The sequence below is a fragment of the Nocardia cyriacigeorgica GUH-2 genome (assembly GCF_000284035.1).
Classification (GTDB): Bacteria; Actinomycetota; Actinomycetes; order Mycobacteriales; family Mycobacteriaceae; genus Nocardia; species Nocardia cyriacigeorgica_B.
Window position 1 is genome coordinate 3,084,751 of record NC_016887.1, and the last position, 17,413, is coordinate 3,102,163.

The 17,413-nt window shown below is 69.2% G+C and carries 17 protein-coding genes; 9 read left to right on the top strand and 8 right to left on the bottom strand.

Annotated features, from left to right (window positions below):
• Positions 1 to 8: 8 nt before the first annotated feature.
• From NOCYR_RS13885 to NOCYR_RS13895, 3 genes are read right to left on the bottom strand one after another with little or no spacing between them, the layout of a single operon-like run.
• Positions 9 to 2,174, bottom strand: a complete 2,166-nt coding sequence (locus NOCYR_RS13885; RefSeq protein WP_014351013.1) for an MMPL family transporter — start codon at positions 2,172 to 2,174, stop codon at positions 9 to 11.
• A 22-nt stretch (positions 2,175 to 2,196) separates the two neighbouring features.
• The gene (locus NOCYR_RS13890) at positions 2,197 to 2,751 is read right to left on the bottom strand and encodes a hypothetical protein (protein ID WP_014351014.1); all 555 of its coding nucleotides are present in this window, start codon (positions 2,749 to 2,751) and stop codon (positions 2,197 to 2,199) included.
• A 6-nt stretch (positions 2,752 to 2,757) separates the two neighbouring features.
• Positions 2,758 to 3,108 carry a hypothetical protein gene (locus NOCYR_RS13895; RefSeq protein WP_014351015.1) on the bottom strand — a complete coding sequence of 117 codons (351 nt, stop codon included), beginning with the start codon at positions 3,106 to 3,108 and terminating at the stop codon, positions 2,758 to 2,760.
• 160 nt (positions 3,109 to 3,268) lie between these two features.
• On the opposite strand from NOCYR_RS13895, the gene NOCYR_RS13900 reads away from it, so the two are divergent.
• Genes NOCYR_RS13900 through NOCYR_RS13910 form a run of 3 tightly spaced genes read left to right on the top strand, consistent with a single transcriptional unit; the run spans position 3,269 to position 5,639 of the window.
• A complete protein-coding gene (locus tag NOCYR_RS13900) occupies positions 3,269 to 4,300 on the top strand; it encodes a YncE family protein (protein ID WP_048833343.1) in 1,032 nt (343 codons plus the stop codon).
• Positions 4,300 to 4,551 carry a DUF5703 family protein gene (locus NOCYR_RS13905; protein ID WP_014351017.1) on the top strand — a complete coding sequence of 84 codons (252 nt, stop codon included), beginning with the start codon at positions 4,300 to 4,302 and terminating at the stop codon, positions 4,549 to 4,551. The genes NOCYR_RS13900 and NOCYR_RS13905 overlap by 1 nt, the downstream gene beginning before the upstream one ends.
• 8 nt (positions 4,552 to 4,559) lie before the next feature.
• Entirely contained in the window at positions 4,560 to 5,639 is a 1,080-nt protein-coding gene (locus NOCYR_RS13910) for a quinone-dependent dihydroorotate dehydrogenase (protein ID WP_048834162.1), read from the top strand.
• A gap of 10 nt (positions 5,640 to 5,649) precedes the next feature.
• Here the strand turns inward: NOCYR_RS13910 and NOCYR_RS13915 are convergent, their stop codons facing one another.
• Positions 5,650 to 6,015: a hypothetical protein gene (locus tag NOCYR_RS13915; RefSeq protein ID WP_014351019.1), complete on the bottom strand. Its 366-nt coding sequence runs from the start codon at positions 6,013 to 6,015 to the stop codon at positions 5,650 to 5,652.
• A gap of 351 nt (positions 6,016 to 6,366) precedes the next feature.
• Here NOCYR_RS13915 and NOCYR_RS13920 point away from each other — a divergent pair, with 351 nt between their 5' ends.
• The 3 genes from NOCYR_RS13920 to NOCYR_RS13930 all read left to right on the top strand — a co-directional run bounded on the left by NOCYR_RS13920 (position 6,367) and on the right by NOCYR_RS13930 (position 10,650).
• Positions 6,367 to 7,848, top strand: a complete 1,482-nt coding sequence (locus NOCYR_RS13920) for a PfkB family carbohydrate kinase (protein ID WP_014351020.1) — start codon at positions 6,367 to 6,369, stop codon at positions 7,846 to 7,848.
• Between the two features lie 90 nt (positions 7,849 to 7,938).
• The gene (locus NOCYR_RS13925; RefSeq protein WP_014351021.1) at positions 7,939 to 8,607 is read left to right on the top strand and encodes a GTP cyclohydrolase II; all 669 of its coding nucleotides are present in this window, start codon (positions 7,939 to 7,941) and stop codon (positions 8,605 to 8,607) included.
• Positions 8,608 to 8,820: 213 nt separating this feature from the next.
• On the top strand, positions 8,821 to 10,650 hold the full coding sequence (locus NOCYR_RS13930) for an AMP-dependent synthetase/ligase (protein WP_014351022.1): 1,830 nt from the start codon (positions 8,821 to 8,823) through the stop codon (positions 10,648 to 10,650).
• 66 nt (positions 10,651 to 10,716) lie between these two features.
• Here the strand turns inward: NOCYR_RS13930 and NOCYR_RS13935 are convergent, their stop codons facing one another.
• Together NOCYR_RS13935 and NOCYR_RS13940 are read right to left on the bottom strand one after the other, a co-directional pair.
• On the bottom strand, positions 10,717 to 11,244 hold the full coding sequence (locus NOCYR_RS13935) for a YbhB/YbcL family Raf kinase inhibitor-like protein (protein WP_014351023.1): 528 nt from the start codon (positions 11,242 to 11,244) through the stop codon (positions 10,717 to 10,719).
• A 22-nt stretch (positions 11,245 to 11,266) separates the two neighbouring features.
• Complete coding sequence (locus NOCYR_RS13940) at positions 11,267 to 12,628, bottom strand: M20/M25/M40 family metallo-hydrolase (protein ID WP_081505398.1); 1,362 nt, start codon at positions 12,626 to 12,628, stop codon at positions 11,267 to 11,269.
• 226 nt (positions 12,629 to 12,854) lie between these two features.
• On the opposite strand from NOCYR_RS13940, the gene NOCYR_RS13945 reads away from it, so the two are divergent.
• Positions 12,855 to 14,495: an Eco57I restriction-modification methylase domain-containing protein gene (locus NOCYR_RS13945; protein ID WP_014351025.1), complete on the top strand. Its 1,641-nt coding sequence runs from the start codon at positions 12,855 to 12,857 to the stop codon at positions 14,493 to 14,495.
• 77 nt (positions 14,496 to 14,572) lie between these two features.
• A complete protein-coding gene (locus tag NOCYR_RS13950) occupies positions 14,573 to 15,166 on the top strand; it encodes a hypothetical protein (RefSeq protein ID WP_148280634.1) in 594 nt (197 codons plus the stop codon).
• A 29-nt stretch (positions 15,167 to 15,195) separates the two neighbouring features.
• On the opposite strand, the gene NOCYR_RS13955 is transcribed toward NOCYR_RS13950, so the two are convergent.
• Together NOCYR_RS13955 and NOCYR_RS13960 are read right to left on the bottom strand one after the other, a co-directional pair.
• Complete coding sequence (locus NOCYR_RS13955; RefSeq protein WP_014351027.1) at positions 15,196 to 15,945, bottom strand: nucleotidyltransferase domain-containing protein; 750 nt, start codon at positions 15,943 to 15,945, stop codon at positions 15,196 to 15,198.
• Positions 15,946 to 15,964: 19 nt separating this feature from the next.
• Complete coding sequence (locus NOCYR_RS13960) at positions 15,965 to 16,321, bottom strand: winged helix-turn-helix transcriptional regulator (protein WP_014351028.1); 357 nt, start codon at positions 16,319 to 16,321, stop codon at positions 15,965 to 15,967.
• On the opposite strand from NOCYR_RS13960, the gene NOCYR_RS13965 reads away from it, so the two are divergent.
• On the top strand, positions 16,320 to 17,333 hold the full coding sequence (locus NOCYR_RS13965) for an NAD(P)-dependent oxidoreductase (RefSeq protein ID WP_416382456.1): 1,014 nt from the start codon (positions 16,320 to 16,322) through the stop codon (positions 17,331 to 17,333). The genes NOCYR_RS13960 and NOCYR_RS13965 overlap by 2 nt on opposite strands.
• The last annotated feature ends 80 nt before the right edge of the window (positions 17,334 to 17,413 follow it).

The window sequence follows — 17,413 nt, forward strand, 5'->3', positions numbered from 1 at the left end:
CGGACGGTTCAGGCCGGGTCCGCGGCCTTCTCGGCCTGAGCGGTTTCCGCGGCCTGCTCGACGCGGGCGGGTCGGCGCCGATCACGCCAGATGAGTTTCAACAGCGCGGGCGTCAGCAGCATCCGCACCACCGTCGCGTCCAGGATGAGTGCTGCGATCATGCCGTAGGCGATGTATTTCATCAGCACCAGATCGGAGAACCCGAACGCTCCCGTCACGACGATGAGGATCGCCGCCGCCGAGGTGATCACCCCGCCGGTGTGGGCGATGCCGTAGCGGATCGCCTCGGGCGGGTCGGCGCCCTCGGCGCGGGCCTCCGACATCCGCGACAGCAGAAACACCTCGTAGTCGGTGGACAGGCCGAACACCACGGTCACGATCAGCACCAGCACCGCGAACATCAGCGGACCGGGGGTGAAATCGAACAGGTCCGCGCCGTGGCCTTCGACGAAGATCCAGGTCAGGATGCCGAGGGTGGCGCCAAGGCTCAGTGCCGACATCGCCACCGCCTTGATCGCCAGCACCATGGACCGGAACGCCAGATACATCAACGTCAGTGCGGCCGCTACCAGGATCGCCGCCAGTAGCGGCAGGCCTTCGATGAGGCCGTTGATGCTGTCACGTTCCAGGGCGGGTACCCCGGCCACCATCACCTGTACCCCCTCGGGTGCGTCGATGGCACGCAGGGTGGCAATCGCGGTGTCGGCGGCGCGTTCGTCGACCAGACCGGCATTCAGGACGTTGATGCCGTCCTTGGTGGGAGCGGCCGGCTCGAACGGCCCGGTGAGTCCGGGAGTGTGGTTGGCCTGGAAGCGGATATCGCTGAGCTGCTGCGGATCCGCGCCGACCACCACCAGTTTCAGCGGTTCGGTGCGGAAACCGGGGAACAGCTCGTCGAACTTCTCCTGCGCCACCCGCGCCGGGTTGTCGTCGGCGAGATAGCGTTCGCTCAGCCCGCCGAACTCGATGTGACGGAACGGCACGATCAACGCCAGCAGCGCCAGCACGATCGGCACGATCACCAGCCACGGCCGCTTCATCGCCAGCACCGCCAGCCGGGAGAAGAACCCGGCGTCGATCTCGGCGGCGGTCTTGGACTTCGAGAACCGATGCCAGCCCCACAGGTCGATGCGATGCCCGACGATGGCCAGCACCGCGGGCAGCGCCGTCACCGACAGCACCGCCGCCAGCAGCACCGAACTGATGCCGCCGTAGGGCACCGACCGCAACACCCCGTTCGGGTAGATGAGCAGCGCGCCCAGGCTGACGGCGATGATCGCCGCCGAGAACAACACGGTGCGCCCGGCGGTGGCGACGGTGCGGGCCACCGCGTCCTCGACGCTGCGCCCGGCGGCCAGTTCCTCCCGGAACCGGGTGACGGTGAACAGCCCGTAGTCGATGGCCAGGCCCAGGCTCACCAGCGTCACCACGGCGCTGGCGAACACGTTTACCTCGATGTGGTCGGTGAGCAGCCGCATGATGCCCTGGGTGCCCAGGATGGTCATCCCGCCGATCAGCACCGGCAGCAACGCGGCGATCACGCCACCGAACACGAAATACAGCAAGATCGCCACGATCGGCAGCGCGATCAGCTCGGCGCGGTGGATGTCGTCCTGCATGCCGTGGTTGATGCCCTCCACCACCGGTTGCAGCCCGGCCAGCTGGACCGTGGTCCCCGCGGGCCCGGCGCCCGGTTCACCGGCGCGCAGGTCGGATTTGATGGCGGTGTAGTTGTCGACGGTGGCGGTGCCTTCCCCGCGCAAGCCGACGCTGGCGAACGCGTGGGTGCGCGAGTCGTCGGCGAAGCCGCTGGTGAACGCGCTGTCCCAGTAGCTGTCGATCTTGAGGATGCGGTCGGGATGCTCGCCGATCAACCCGGCCAGTTGCGCGGTGACCGCCTCCCGCACCTGCGGGTCGTCGACGGTGCGGCCCTCGGGGGCGGTGTAGAGCAGGATCAGGTCGCTGTCGGTGTCGCGGCCGAAGGTGGCGTCGGCCAGTTTCGACGCGGCGACCGATTCGCTGGATTCGTCGAACCAGCCCTCCTGGGTCAGCCGGCCCGACAGGTCGCGGCCGTAGAAACCGGACAGGGCGACCGCGAGCAGGAACACGGCGAAGACGAGATAGCGGTGGCGGTAGACGAACCGCCCCCACCGTTGCGAGCCAGTGGAGATCATCGGTATCGGAGCGGATGCCGGGTCAGCCGCAGGCCGGGGTGCGGTAGTCGGCCGAGCGCAAGATGCCGCACAGATCGGTGCGCGAGATCTTCCACTTGCCGTCGATATACACGAAATGCACGACGGTGGTGCGGATCTGGGTGCCGGTGCCGTCCTTGTCCAGGCGCATGGTGGCGGTCAGGGTGCCGTCGTGATTGTCGAACACCGGGTCGGTGACGCCGTAGACGGCGTGCGGGTTGTCCTGCAACGCCTTGTACATGTCCGGGATGGCGTCGCGGAACGCCTCACCGTCTTCGATGAGCGCGGTGCGCTCCTCGTCGGGCAGCGCCGGATCCAGCGCCCGCTTGATCTGGGCGTCGAGTTCGGCCGCGGTGGGCAGCACCCGGGCGGCGACCGCGGAGGAGGTGGCGGCCGCCGAGGACGACAGGGCCGCGTTGGCCGCGGAGCGGGCCGCGGCGACGGCATCGTCGTCGACTCCCGAACCACAGGCCGAGGTGGCGGCCAGCGCGGCCAGTGCCGCGGCCGCCAGTGCGGCGCGGACAGGTCGGGCGGCGCGGGAGAAGGGTGTGTAACGCATCACTACCTACATACCATCGATCACGGAGCTTATTCGGCCCAGCAGCGCCCGGACCGTGGTGACGTCGCGGTCGGCGACGGTGGGTTCGGCCTCGGGGACCAGATCACGCACCAATGCGATCACGCTGCGTTCGTCGTCGAGATCGATATCGGTCACCTTGACCTCCGCGACGGCGACCACGTCCTCGGGGGCGGGCACGTCGGTGTCGAGGTCGGCGCGGTAGATCTCGAGGCGCAGGGTGGAGCGGACAGTGCGGAAGGCGAACGGCCGGCCGTCGTCGGTCGTCCCGAATCCGTGAGCAAACGGACCAATCGTTAAGTCGTCGATCGAAAATCCCGAAGGATGTTCTGATTTCAACCGGAACTCCTGACATTGGACGTTGTGCTGGCTCAACCGTAACTCCCCATCACAATTATCCGTCGGAGGCGGTCGCAAACCCCTCCCGCGTGCTCACCGCACCGCCCGTGGTCAGATGGTGTGGTTCGCGGTTGTGTCACAAGGTAGAAGGAGTTCGTGGATGCGCCCACGCGGCTCGGTCCCCGCAATACTGGCAGGTGTGACGGTGCTGGCATTGCTGGCGGGCTGTTCGTCCGAGACCGACCCGGACAAGGTGCCAACCCGTGATCCTGCCACCGCCGCCGTCTCTCCCGAACAGGCCACCACCCCCGCCGGCTCCGTGCAGGCGGTGCCCGCGCCGATCGGCGCACTCGTCGCCGAGGCGCGGACCGGCCGGATCGCCGCCCTGGACGCGCGCCCCGACACGGCCGCGGTCTACCTCATCGACCCGGCGAATCCCGCGCCGGAAGCGACCAAGACCGTCGCGCTGGCGGCTCCCGGCGCCACCGTGGTGCAGGGCGCGCCCGGCGAAGTGCTGATCCCCACGACCGGGCGGGTGCTGCGCGTGGACGTCACCACCGGTGCCGTCACCGAGATCCCCGTCGACGGCGACGCGCGTTCGGTGCACCCGGGTGCCGACGGCGGGCTCATCGTCGGCACCGCCGACGGCCGGGTGCTCTGGCTCGACGCGCAGGGCCGGGTCGGCGACAGCGTGGACGGGCTGATCTCGGCGGATGCGCTGGCCGTGGCCGGTGACCGGGTGGCGGTGCTGGATCGCCGCCAGACCTCGATCACCGAGATCGACCCCGCTGAAGACCACCTCGGGCTGGCGCTGCGTGCCGGTGACGGGGCCACCCACATGATCGGTGACCGGTTCGGGCGCATCGTCGTCACCGACACCGCCGGCGGGGAACTGCTGGTGTACACGACCGGACCGCTCGTGTTGCATCAGCGTTTCCCGGTAAGATCGTCGCCTTACGCACTCGCCTACGACCAACGGTCGGACACCGTCTGGGTGACGTGCACGCAGAGCAACGAAGTCGTCGGTTTCGACCTGTCGACGGGTATACCGGAGGAAGTGGGCCGCTACCCCACCGTCGGGCAACCGAACTCGGTGACCGTCGATGAGCGCAGCGGCGATCTGTTCGTCGGGTCCGCGACCGGTGACGGTCTGCAGCGGATCCGTGCGGACGAGCGGAAGAGAGGGCAGTGATGGCAGCGAGCCGGCGCGCGGCGCTACCGGCCGGCTGGGAAACCAGCACCGACGACTACGAATACGTGCCGCTGCGGCTGCCACCGGATGTGACCAGGGTGACCGCGTCGATGCGGCTGGCGATCCAGGCCGAGTACGGCGGCTGGGAACTGTCGCGGGTGCGCGCCTACACCGACGGCAGCCGCCGAGTCCTGCTGCGGCGCCGCCGCACCCCGCTGAGCAGCCCGGTCACCTCCGGGCCGGGGATGTGAGCTCGATGCTGTACCGATTATTGCTGCGGGTGATGTTCCTGGTTCCGCCCGAGCGCATCCACCATCTCGTCTTCGCCGTCCTGCGCGCGGCCACCGCGTTCCCGCCCTCGCGGTCTGTGCTCGAGCGGCTGCTGGTCAACCACGATCCGATCCTGCGTAGCACCGTGTTCGGGGTCGAATTCCCGGCGCCGCTGGGGTTGGCCGCGGGCTTCGACAAGAACGCCACCGGCGCCGACGCGTGGGGTCCGATGGGTTTCGGGTTCGCCGAGATCGGCACCGTCACCGCGCAGGCCCAGCCCGGGAACCCGGCGCCGCGTCTGTTCCGGCTGCCCGCCGACCGGGCGCTGATCAACCGCATGGGTTTCAACAACGAGGGCGCGGCCGCCGCCGCGGCGCGACTGCATGCCCGGCGCCGCCCGACGGTGCCGATCGGGGCCAATATCGGCAAGACCAAGATCGTCGAACCCGAGCACGCCGCCGAGGACTACGCCACCAGCGCCCGGCTGCTGGGTCCACTGGCCGATTTCGTCGTGGTCAACGTCAGCTCCCCCAACACTCCCGGCCTGCGTGATCTGCAAGCAGTGGAGTCGCTGCGTCCGCTGCTGCGCGCGGTGCTCGACACCGTCGAGGTGCCGGTGCTGGTGAAGATCGCACCGGATCTGTCCGACGACGATATCGACGCCGTCGCCGATCTGGCGGTGGAGCTGGGGCTGGCCGGGATCGTGGCCACCAACACCACCATCGGCCGTGACGGGCTGGCCAGTGACGCGGCCACCGTCGAGCAGATCGGGGCGGGTGGGCTGTCGGGTCCGCCGGTGGCCGATCGTTCCCTCGAGGTGCTGCGCAGGCTGTACGCCCGGGTCGGTGACCGGCTGGTGCTGGTGTCGGTGGGCGGTATCGAAACCGTCGATCAGGCGTGGGAACGCATCCGCGCGGGGGCGAGCTTGTTGCAGGGCTACACCGGATTCATCTACGGCGGGCTGCTGTGGACGCGCCGCATTCATCGGGGGCTGGCGCAGAAGCTGCGCGAGAACGGCTACGCGAGCCTGGCCGAGGCCGTGGGCTCGGAGCACACCGCGCCCGCCTGAGCGGGCGCGGTCAGCTGAGCACGCAGGGCGGGTCGCCCGCGAACCGGACATCGTCGTCCAGGTCCGCGGGCACCGTCGCGCCCTCGAGGATCCGGGCGCTGAGGCGCTTGTAGAGCAGCACCAGGGCGTGTTCCCACAGCAGTCCGAGCAGCCCGGCAAGGTTCGCGCCGTGGGCGAGGGCGGTCTGGTCGTAGACCAGGGCCGGGTCGCTGACGATTTCGTCGAGTTCCATACCGGCGCGGGCCTGTTCGGCGGTCAGCCGCCGATCCGGTAGCCAGCTCAGCCGCCAGGGCGTGGCGTGCTCACCGGGCACACGATGGGCTGTCTCGGGGGTGATATCGCTGGTCATCGACCAGTCGGTGGCGTAGATGGTCACAGCTGCCTCCTGACGAACTCCGGCACCGAGACCGGGCCGGAACTTCTCCGGCGCGGCGTCGCTACCGTCGTGCGGAGCGGGATGGGGGTCGGGCGCTACCGCGAGGGTGTGGATGCGTCCGGGTCCGTCCCGATGCGGCCGGCGGGCTGTGGGTGCCTGCGCCGGCGGCTGCCGATCCTCAGCGTCGTTGTCATCACCAGGGCCTCCCGTCCGTCTGGTGCGGCGCTATCTCACCACCAGTGTGTCATTTGCCGGAAGTGGCGGTCAATTGCCGTTGCGATATGGTAATTGCCGGAATGTCTGGTGGTTAAACCTCGTTCACGATCGGTAAATGCCGAAAGGTGGGACGCCATGGTCCAGCAGGACTCGGGCATGGTCGCCGTGCGCAACATCCTCACGCGCCTGTGCAAGCGGTCGGGTCTGAGCCCGGAACGGTTGCGCACCACCGAGATCGACGTCGGACCGCTGCTGGATCTGCCCGCGGTACGCCGCCACGCCCACCGCACCGGCTTGTCCCCTGAGGAGGCGGTGCTGCCGGTGGTGCGCGATCTGGCCCGTCACCTGCCCGCGACCCACCGTCTGATCACCGATGCCGAATTGTCACTGGGCCTGTTGCGCGAGGACACGCCCGACGGTGTCGATCTGGATCGCCTCTACGCCCAGGATCTCGGCGAGCGCCGCGAATACCTGACCCAGCAGTGGCAGTTGCTGCACGAGGCCGCCGACGCCGACCACATCCCACCCGCACCGACGGTGCGGTCGTTGCGCGCAACCCCCGAACGTCGCGCCTTCAGCGCCCTGGCCGGGCTGTTGACCACCGGACCGGTGTTCGGCTCCCCCGTCGACGCCGGCATCACCGTCACCACCACGGACGCGCACGAGCCGGCGCCGGGTGTGCTGACGGTGATCGGCGACGCGGTCATCGACCACATCTACCGCGTCGACCACGTCCCGGCCGCGGGCACCTCCACCCGTGGCAGTTTCGAAGCTCATCCCGGCGGCAAGGGCCTCAACCGCGCGGTGGCCGCCGCCCGGCTGGGCCTGGATGTGCGGTTGGTGGCCGCCGTCGGTGACGACGAGGCGGGCCGGCAGATCCTGGATTATCTGCGCGCGGAGAACGTCGACACCGAACTGGTGAGCATCGTGCGCGACGCGGCCACCCCGGTGACCTCGGTGATGATCACCGCCACCGGTGTGGCCGCCAGCATCGGCTGCAAGGACGACCGCATCCGTCTCGGCGAACGCGAACTCACCGGCCCGGCCCTCAACGGCGCCCTGGCCGCCTCCGACGCCATCCTGCTGACCTTCGAGCAGCCTTTGCCGGTGATCGAGCAGGTGATGGCGCGGGTGCGGCGGATGCGGCCGCGGCCGCTGCTGATGGTGCATCCGGCGCCGCCGGTGGACGCGCCGCAGCATCTGTATCAGCATCTGGGGGCGGTCGATTACCTGATGGGCGCCACCTGGGAGCTGGATGAGATGGTGCCGGAGGTCAAGGCCACCTCCGGCGATCACATCGCCCGGCATCTGCGCGCGCTCGGGGTCCGAACCGTCTGTGTCATCGACGATTTCGCGTGCACGGTGCGGTCGGAGGATCTCGATCTCGACGTCGGCCGCTTCCCCGCCGCGCTCAGCGATTCCCCCGGAGCCCGGGCCGCATTCGCCGGGGCATTGGCGTATAGGCTCCTGTCGGCGCGCCGCCCGGCGCAGGAACAGGACTACGTCTGGGCGACCGCTGCGATGGTGGCGACCCAGTCCTTCGGTGACATCCCGGGCGCCATGCCGCTGGCAGGCGAGATCGACCGACTCGTCCGGCTCGGCCCGGAAGAGCGGTAACCACACCACTCGAGGTTCGGTACGGCCGCGATCGCGCAGCACGCACCGGACCGGCGGGGCACCACGACCCCGTACGACACAGGAGGCGCGTTGACCATAGTTGCGGTACCGACCGGCGACACCGGTCACCGGTTCACCCGCGGCGGGCGCGATATCAGGGTCCGGGTCCAGGAAGTGGCAGGCGGCGCCGGCGACGGGCATGTGCTCGTCTTCGGCGAACCGGCCGACAACTGCCTGGTCCGGGTGCATTCGCGCTGCCTCTACGGCGAAGCACTCGGTTCCCAGGATTGCGATTGCGGCCCCGAACTGGCCAAGGCCCTCGACCGCATCCAGGACGAAGGCGCCGGTGTGCTGGTGTATCTGGAGCAGGAGGGCCGCGGCTGCGGACTGGTGGCCAAGGCGCACGGCTACCGCGAAAGCGAACGCTCCGGCGCCGACACCTTCACCAGCTATGAACGCCTCGGCCTGCCCGCCGACGCCCGCACCTACACCCACGCCGCGACCAGCCTGCTCGGATTGGGGTTGTCGCGGGTGCGGCTGCTGACCAACAACCCCGACAAGGTCGCCGCCCTCACCGCCGCCGGTATCGCGGTCACCGCGGTCCCGCTGGCCACCACCCCCCTCAGCGACCGGGCGGCGCAGTATCTGGAGGCCAAACGCCAGCGGCGCGGGCACTGGATCCCCACCGACACTTCCTCCTGGGAGTCGCAGGCGGCGCTGCTGGATCGGCCCGAACCCCAGCCGCACGGCCGGAACTAGCGTCGCGACAGGCCGGTCCGGGATGCTGCCGTGCGCCCGGGCCGGTAGCTGGGGAGGTTTCGTTACCCAGGTCACAAATGTCCGGTTTCCCGCTACCATGAGTGAGCCGCGTCACTCGGTGCCGCGCTCTCGGTGCGCCCGCACAGATCGCCGCGCCGCCGGGCGAGGGCCGCCGAGGCGCTCGGTTCACGCAGCGACATCGGGAAACGGAACATGACCACAACAGATATCGGCTACGCCCATCCCAGCGGCACCACCGTCTACACGGTGCCGCAAGCCTTCCAGCAGACCCTCACCCTGCGCCCCGATCAGGTCGCCTTGCGCACGGTCGGCGGCACCCAGGAGATCACCTGGCGCGAATACGGTGCGCGGGTGCGCGCGCTGGCCGCGGGTCTGGCCGGATTGGGCGTCGGGCACGGCGACACCGTCGGCATCATGCTCACCAACCGGCCCGAGTTCAATCTGATCGACACCGCGGCCCTGCATCTGGGCGCGACACCGTTCTCGATCTACAACACCAGCTCTTCCGAGCAGATCACCCACCTGTTCACCAACGCCGCGAACAAGGTGGTGGTCACCGAGCAGAAGTTCCTCGACACCATCAACGGCTCGGGTGTGCCGGTCGAGCATCTGATCGTCGTCGACGGCCCCGTCACCGGCGCGCTGACACTCGACGACGTGGAGGCCGCCGCGAGCGCGGACTTCGATTTCGACGCCGCCTGGCAGGCGGTGCAACCCGACGACCTGGCCACCCTGATCTACACCTCCGGCACCACCGGCCCGTCCAAAGGTGTGGAGATTACCCACCGCAATGTGCTCGCGCAGGTGATCGCGCTGGTCAACGGACCGCTCACGGTCGGCATCGATGACCGGATCGTGTCGTATCTGCCGGCTGCCCATGTCGCCGACCGCATTTCCGCGCACGCGATGAACCTGCTCACCGGCATCCAGCTCACCACCGTGCCCGATCCGCGCGAGGTCGCCGCCGCACTGCCCGATGCGCGTCCGACGGTGTTCTTCGGGGTGCCGCGGGTGTGGCAGAAGATCAAGGCCGGCATCGAAGCCAAGCTGGCCGCCGAGACCGGGGTGAAGAAGTCGCTGGCCGAGTGGGCCATCGCCACCGGGGTCGCCGCCGCCCGCGCCGATCTGGCCGGCACCGGCCGCTCGCTGGCGCTGCGCCTGCAACATCCGCTCGCGGACGCGCTGGTGCTGTCGAAGCTGCGGGCCGCACTCGGATTGGACCAGTTGAAGGTGGCCTCCTCGGGTGCGGCGCCGATTCCGGCGGAAACCCTCGAATACTTCCTCGGTCTCGGGTTCACCGTCTCGGAGGTGTGGGGCATGTCCGAGACCACTGGTGTAGGCACCTACACCGAGCTCGACAAGCCGCGCCCCGGCACGGTCGGGCGTCCGGTCGACGGGCTGGAGTTGCGGTTGGACGCCGACGGCGAGGTGCTGGTGCGCGGGCCGATCGTCACCCGCGGCTACCGCAATATGCCCGATAAGACCGCCGAGGCCTTCGATGACGACGGCTGGCTGCGCACCGGCGATGTCGGCACCCTCGACGCCGACGGCTACCTGCGCATCGTGGACCGCAAGAAGGAACTCATCATCAGCGAGGCGGGCAAGAACATCCCCCCCTCCACTATCGAGAACTCGGTAAAGGCGGCGTCGTCGCTGATCGGGCAGGTCGTGGCCGTGGGTGACGCCAAACCCTATATCGCGGCGCTGATCGTGCTCGATCCGGATATCGCGGCGGTGCGGGCCAAGGAACTCGACGCCACCGACACCGATATCGCCGGGCTGGCCCAGCGGCGCGAAATCCTCGACGAGGTGCTGGCCGCGGTGCAGACGGGCAACAAGAAACTATCGCGGGTGGAGCAGATCAAGCGCTTCACCGTGCTGGGCACGGTGTGGGAGCCGGGCGGGGACGAGTTGACCCCGAAGATGTCGTTGAAGCGGCAGCCGATCGCGGCGAAGTACGCCAGCGAGATCGCCGCCCTCTATGCCGATCCCGTCGCCGAGGGCGTGATCAACGTCAAGTAGCCCGAAGTCCTGCCGATGGCGCTGTGGCCCTGAGCGAGGACGCTCAGGGCCACGGCCTTGTCCGGGTCAGTGCTGTTCGTAGGTGGCGACCAGGGTGGCGCGGGCGAGGGTGTGGGAGAACAGGTTGAAGCCGAGGAAGGCGGGGCTGGCGTCGGCGGGGATGTCGAGGGAGTCGACGTCGACGGCGTGCACGACGATGAAGTAGCGGTGCGGTCCGTGTCCCGGCGGCGGGGCGGCGCCGACGAATCCGGCGAACCCGCCATCGTTGCGCAATTGCACCGCCCCGGTGGGCAGTTCACCACCCTGGCTGCCCGCGCCGGCGGGCAGGCTGGTCACCGACGCCGGGATGTTCGCCACGGCCCAGTGCCAGAAACCGGAGGCGGTGGGAGCGTCGGGGTCGAACACCGTCACCGCGAAGCTCTTGGTTTCGGCCGGGAATCCCGACCACGACAGCTGCGGTGAGACGTCTTTGCCGCCGGCGCCGAACACGCCGCTGACCTGGTCGTTGCCGAAGGTTTGGCCGTCGGTCACGTCGTCGGAGGTGACGGTGAACGTCGGTACCTGCGGGAGAGCGTCGTAGGGGTTGTGGCTCATTGGCTCCTCATCTCGGATCGGTTCAGCTGTGCAGCAGGAAGTGTTCCAGCACCTGGGTGCCGAATTCGAGGGCGTCGACCGGGACGCGTTCGTCGACGCCGTGGAACAGCGCCGCGAAGTCCAGTTCCGGCGGCAGCCGCAGCGGCGCGAAACCGAAGCAGCGGATTCCCAAGCGGGCGAACGCTTTCGCGTCGGTGCCGCCGGAGAGCATGTAGGGCACGGTGCGGCCCTGCGGGTCGTGGGCGAGGATGGCGGCGTTCATGGCGTCGACGAGGTGGCCGTCGAAGGTGGTTTCGTAGGAGTCGAGTTTGGTGATCCACTCCCGTTCCACGTCCGGGCCGATCAGCTCGTCGACCTCGCGTTCGAAGGCGGCCTGCCGGCCGGGCACCACCCGGCAGTCCACCACGGCTTCGGCGGTTTGCGGGATGACGTTGGCTTTGTAGCCGGCCTCGAGCATCGTCGGGTTGGCGGTGTCGCGCAGGGTGGCGCCGATGATGCGGGCGATCGACCCCAGTTTGGCGAGGGTGCCTTCGATATCGGGGCCGTGCGGGTCGAAGTCGAGCCCGGATTCCTGCGATACCGCGGCCAGGAATTCGGCCACCGAATCGGAGACGACCAGCGGGAAGGTGTGGGTGCCCAGGCGGGCGACGGCGCCGGCGAGGATGGTGACGGCGTTGTCCTCGTGCAGGAACGAGCCGTGCCCGGCGCGGGCCTTGGCCCGCAACCGCATCCAGCCCAGCCCCTTCTCGGCGGTCTCCACCAGATACAGCCGCCGTTCCCCGCCGTCGGGTCGCGGCACCGTCAGCGAGAAACCACCCACCTCCCCCACCGCTTCGGTGATGCCCTCGAACAGGTCGGGCCGGTTGTCGACCAGCCAGTGCGAGCCCCATTTGCCGCCGTTTTCCTCATCGGCGAGGAACGCGAACACCAGGTCGCGCGGCGGCACGGTGCCCTCGATCTTGAACTGGCGCGCCACCGCCAGCATCATCCCGACCATGTCTTTCATGTCGACCGCGCCGCGGCCCCACACGTAGCCGTCGCGGATCGCGCCGGAGAACGGGTGCACACTCCAGTCCTCGGCGCGTGCGGGCACCACGTCCAGGTGCCCGTGCATGAGCAGCGCGCCCCGCGAGGAGTCGGCGCCGGGCAGGCGGGCGAACACATTGCCGCGGCCGGGGGCCCCGGATTCGACGTATTCGGTGGTGTAGCCGACCTCGCGCAGTTTCTCGGCCACCCACTCGGCGCACTCCTGCTCACCCTGGGTGGTGGCCAGCTCGCCGGTATTGGAGGTGTCGAACCGGATCAGCGCACTGACCAGCTCCACCACCTCCGACACCGCGCGCGAACGTTGCTGTGAACCCGGTACTCCGCCAGTTGCCGACACGTACCCTTTCCTACCATCCGCGCGCGGGGTTGCCAGCGCTTCGGTCGGTGGTGCGGCGCGGACACCGCCGGGGAGACGCTGGTCGCGGCGGTGGACGGGGTCCGGCGGATTCGCGTCGAGGTGAGCCGAATCCGGCGCGACGAACCTGAGCCGATTCCGGTCGCCGCTGGTGGTTCGCCTCGTACGCTGTCTACACCGAGGCCTGCGTCGACGGAGCGGAGAGCGGGTGAGCGACAGTCCGGCCGAGATCAAACGGCACGGTAAGCACTACACGCCCACCGATCTCGCGCGGTTTCTGGCCGAACGGGTGGTCGAGCATCTCGACGGCGAGCGCGGCGAGCTGCGGATACTCGATCCGGCCTGTGGTGATGGTGAGTTGCTGTTCGCCGCGCACCGTGCGGTGACCGAGCATCGGCCCGGTGTGCCGGTGTGGCTGACCGGCTACGACCTGGACGAGGATGCGCTGGAGGTGGCTCGGGCGCGGGCCGCGGGTTTCGGTGTCGCGGTCGAGCTGCATGCCGGCGATTTCCTGGACGCGCGAACCGAACTCGACACCGCCGGTTTCGATGCGGTGATCACCAATCCGCCGTATGTGCGGGTCCAGCAGCTGGGGCAGGACACCGCCCGACTGCTGGCCGCGCGGTTCGGGCTGCGCGGCCGCATCGATCTGACCCATCCGTTCGTGGCGTTGCTGCCGGCGTTGCTGCGCCCGGACGGGGTGGTCGGGCTGTTGTGTTCGAACCGGTTCCTGACCACGCGTGCCGGCGCGAACGTGCGGGCGGTGTTGCGGCAGTCGCTGCAACCTGTCGAGCTCTACGACCTCGGTGACACCAAACTGTTCGCCGCCGCGGTGCTGCCGGCGATCGTCGTCGCCCGCAATCGGACCGCTGAGGAGGTGTCGCGGTGCGTGTACACCTCCGCCTATCAGGATGCGCAGGCGACGCCGACCAGCGCGATCGGCCTCTACGAGGCACTGACCAAAGGTGGTGACACCGTCATCGACCACGGTGGACGCACCATCGCGATCCGGTCCGGGCGGCTGGTGGCGCCGCAGGAGCCGCGCAGGCCCTGGCGGCTGTCGCATACCGCCGGCGATGCGTGGTTGCAGCGAGTGCAGGCAGGCACCTGGCGCCGTTTCGGTGAGGTGGCGCGCATCCGGGTGGGGATCAAGACCACCGCGGACCCGGTGTTCATCTCCGACCGCTGGCACGAACGCAAGCCCTGCCCGGAGGAGGCGTTGTTGCGTCCGCTGCTGACCCAGCACGATCTGCTGCCGTGGCGGGTCTCGCCTGCCCCCGCGCATCGGGTGCTGTACCCGTACGTGCTCGACCATGCCCGGCGCACGCTGGTCGATCTGGCCGACTATCCGGACACGCGCGCCTATCTCGACGCGCACGCCGACCGGTTGCGCAGTCGCCGCTACGTCGCCGACGGTGGGCGCGAATGGTATGAGATCTGGGTGCCGCAGCAGCCGGCGTTGTGGGCGGCGCCGAAGATCGTGTTCCCCGATATCAGTGCCACCGCCCGCTTCGCGCTGGATCGCTCCGGTGCGATCGTCAACGGCAACTGCTATTGGATTTCGGTGCCCGACCTCGGCGATGACGATCTGGCCTATCTCCTGCTGGCGGTCGCCAATTCGCGGCTGGGCCTGCGCTTCTACGACGAAATGTGCGGCAACCGGCTCTATTCCGGGCGCCGCCGCTGGATGACGCAGTACGTGGCGCAGCTGCCGCTGCCCGCACCGGACAGCGCTGCCGCCCGTGACATCGTCGGCCTGGTCGCGGACCTTCTCGCTGCCGGCGCGGTGCCGTCGGCGCGCCAGTGTTCGGCGATCGACGCGTTGCTCGAGACGGCGTTCGGGTTGTAGGCCGCGGCCGTCTCATCCAGTGGGAGCATCGGCGACCCCGGGACGAGTCCGTCGCGGGTGGTGCGATGATGGCGGGCGTGACTGCGTGGCTGCCTCTCATCAGTTCGGTTGTTGTCGTCGTTGCGCTGTCGCTGACGATCGTGGCCGCGAACCGCTCGCATCGCCGCGCGATCATCGCCGCCGACGAGCGCGCGGCCGCGGCCGTCGAAGCGGCCCAACGCACCACCGAAGCCACCCACGAGGCCGCCGCGAGCCGCGATCACGACCGCTGGCGCCGGGAGAAGGTGCTCGACGCGGTCTCCGACATCCTCGCCATCTCCGAGGAGGTCACCGATCAGCTCGACCGGCGCGCGGAATGGAACGCCGACACCGTCGACGAGGCCGAAGCCCAGATCCTGCACACCTTGGACCGGCTTCCGCTGCTGTTCAATGTGATTCGCCTGCTCGCCGATGACGCGCTGCTCGAGGAATGTGACCGGCTGGGCCAGGCCCTGCATTCGGTGGCCAAGGCCGCCGCCGCGACCGTGGCGCGCGAGCCGATCGGTTTCGACGAACACAAAACCCAGATAGAGCATTACATCGCCAGCTATCGCGCGATCGCGGCCATCGAGGTCGATCTCGTCGCCGCTGCTCGCTCGGAGCTGGGTGCGGTCGCGGTGCGGGTGGGGTAAAGCGCCCCACGCCGAGGCGGGCCCGGTCGCTACACGGCGTGCTCGAACAGCTCACGTGCCCGCGCGATGCCCGCGCGCAATTCCTGCGGGTCCGCCGCCAGTCCCCCGACGATCTCATCCATACCGCGCAGCCCGGCCCGGTTCAGCATCCGCTTCTCATTGACCACCCACATGCCGCGGCCCGCGAGTACCGCGTGCGCGGTCTGTATCGCCGCCGTGGCCAGCGCACCGGCCACTTCGGTGGCCTGTCCGCGTGCGGCATAGGCGTTTTCGGCGTAGGTGAGGGTGAGCGCGGCGCGTTCCCGCCACACCGGTGGGGCGGATTCCCGCAACGCCTGCGGATAGTCCGGGCGCGGCAGCTGCCCGTGCAGGACGGTGTTGATGGCCAGTTCGGCGACCAGCAGGTAGCTGGGGATGCCGGCCAGGTGGAACATCAAGGGTTCCCAATGGAATCGGCCCGCGCGCGCTTGGGCGAGTTCGTGGTCGACGGCGGTGAGGTCGCGGTAGTGGATGTCGACGCGGCGGCCGTCGACGGTGAGCCAGGCACCGCCGTTGAACACCCCGCCGCCCCAGGCACCGAGGTCGAACACCTCGCCGGGCCAGCCGATGGCGCGCAGGTCATCGGGGTCGAAGCCGTCGCGGTAGTAGACGGCGAGATCCCAGTCGCTGTCGGGGGTGTGGGTGCCTTCGGCGCGGGAGCCGCCGAGGGTGACCGCCTCGACGCCGGGCAGTGCGGCGAGTCGGTCGGTGAGGTGGGCGAGAAACTGCTCGTCGGTCATGGCTGTCCTCTGAATCCGGTCAGGAGGCGACCTGAATCCTGTCCGCACCGATCCGCGCGATCCGCTCCCGTCCCCAGTCCCCCAGCGGCCCGAGGGCGGTGTTGAGTGCGGTGCCGATCTCGGTGAGCCGGTATTCCACGCGAGGCGGTACTTCGGCGTAGACGCGGCGTTCGACGATCTCGTCTTCTTCGAGTTCGCGCAGCTGCTGGATGAGCATTTTCTCCGAGACGCCGGGCAGGCCGCGGCGCAGCTCGCCGAAGCGGCGCACGCCGTGGTTGTGCAGCTCCCACAGGATCAGCGATTTCCATTTACCGCCGACCACATCCATGGCCGCGTCGATGCCGCAGAAGTATGGTCCGGATCTCTTCACACCCATGGCACGACCTCGCTACCTGTTCACACTCGTTTCGGTAAGTACCCGACAAAATAGTAGGTACTTGTCGGTTTGTCCGGTAGACCGCACTGTTGGGGCATGCGGCGCGCAGGGATGCGCCGCCGAGAACCAGGAGAGGTCTTCCATGCCCGACACCACGCAGTCCCCCGTCACCGTCCTCGGCCTCGGCGCCATGGGCCAGGCTTTCGCCGCCACCCTGCTGAAGGGCGGCCGGACCGTCACCGTCTGGAACCGCACGCCCGGCAAGGACGGCGACCTCGTCGCCGCCGGGGCGAGCAGCGCCGCCTCGCTCACCGAGGCGGTGACCGCGAGCCCAGTGATCATCGTGCTGCTGCTCGACCACGCCTCGGTGCACGCCACCATCGAGCCCGTCGCCGCGCAGCTGGCGGGCCGGCAGGTGATCAACCTGACCAGCACCACACCAGAGGAGTCGCGCGCGTCGGCGGCGTGGGCGGCCGCACACGGTATCGACTACCTCGACGGCGGCATCATGGCGGTCCCGCCGATGATCGGGCAGCCCGGCGCGTCCATCCTCTACAGCGGCGACCAGGCCGTGTTCGATCAGAACCAGGCGACGCTGGAGTTGCTGGCCGCGGCCGAATACTTCGGCGCCGACGCCGGTCTGGCTTCGACGCTGGATTTCTCGCTGTTGTCGGCGATGTACGGCATGTTCGGCGGCTTCTTCAACGGTGTCGCGATGACGCGCTCGGTGGGGGTATCGGCGCAGGACTACGCCGAACGCGCGGCCGCGTGGGTGACGGCGATGGCGCAGCTGCTGCCCGACTACGGAAAGCTCATCGACGCCCGCGATTACGGCAACGGCGTGCAGGACATCGCCTTCCACAAGCCGGCCGTGGACGCCATCGTGCGTGCCACCCGGGACGCCGGCGCGGCCCCGGATTTCCTGACGCCGATGCAGCATCTGATCGACCGCCAGATCGCCGAAGGCAACGGGGCACTGGCCTTCGAGCGGACGGTCGAACAGATCGCCTGACCCGGCCGCGCGTACCGGTCGGTGGCGGCTGACCGGGATGTGTGGTCCGGGCCTCACCGCGGGTGCGGTTAGCGTGTGAG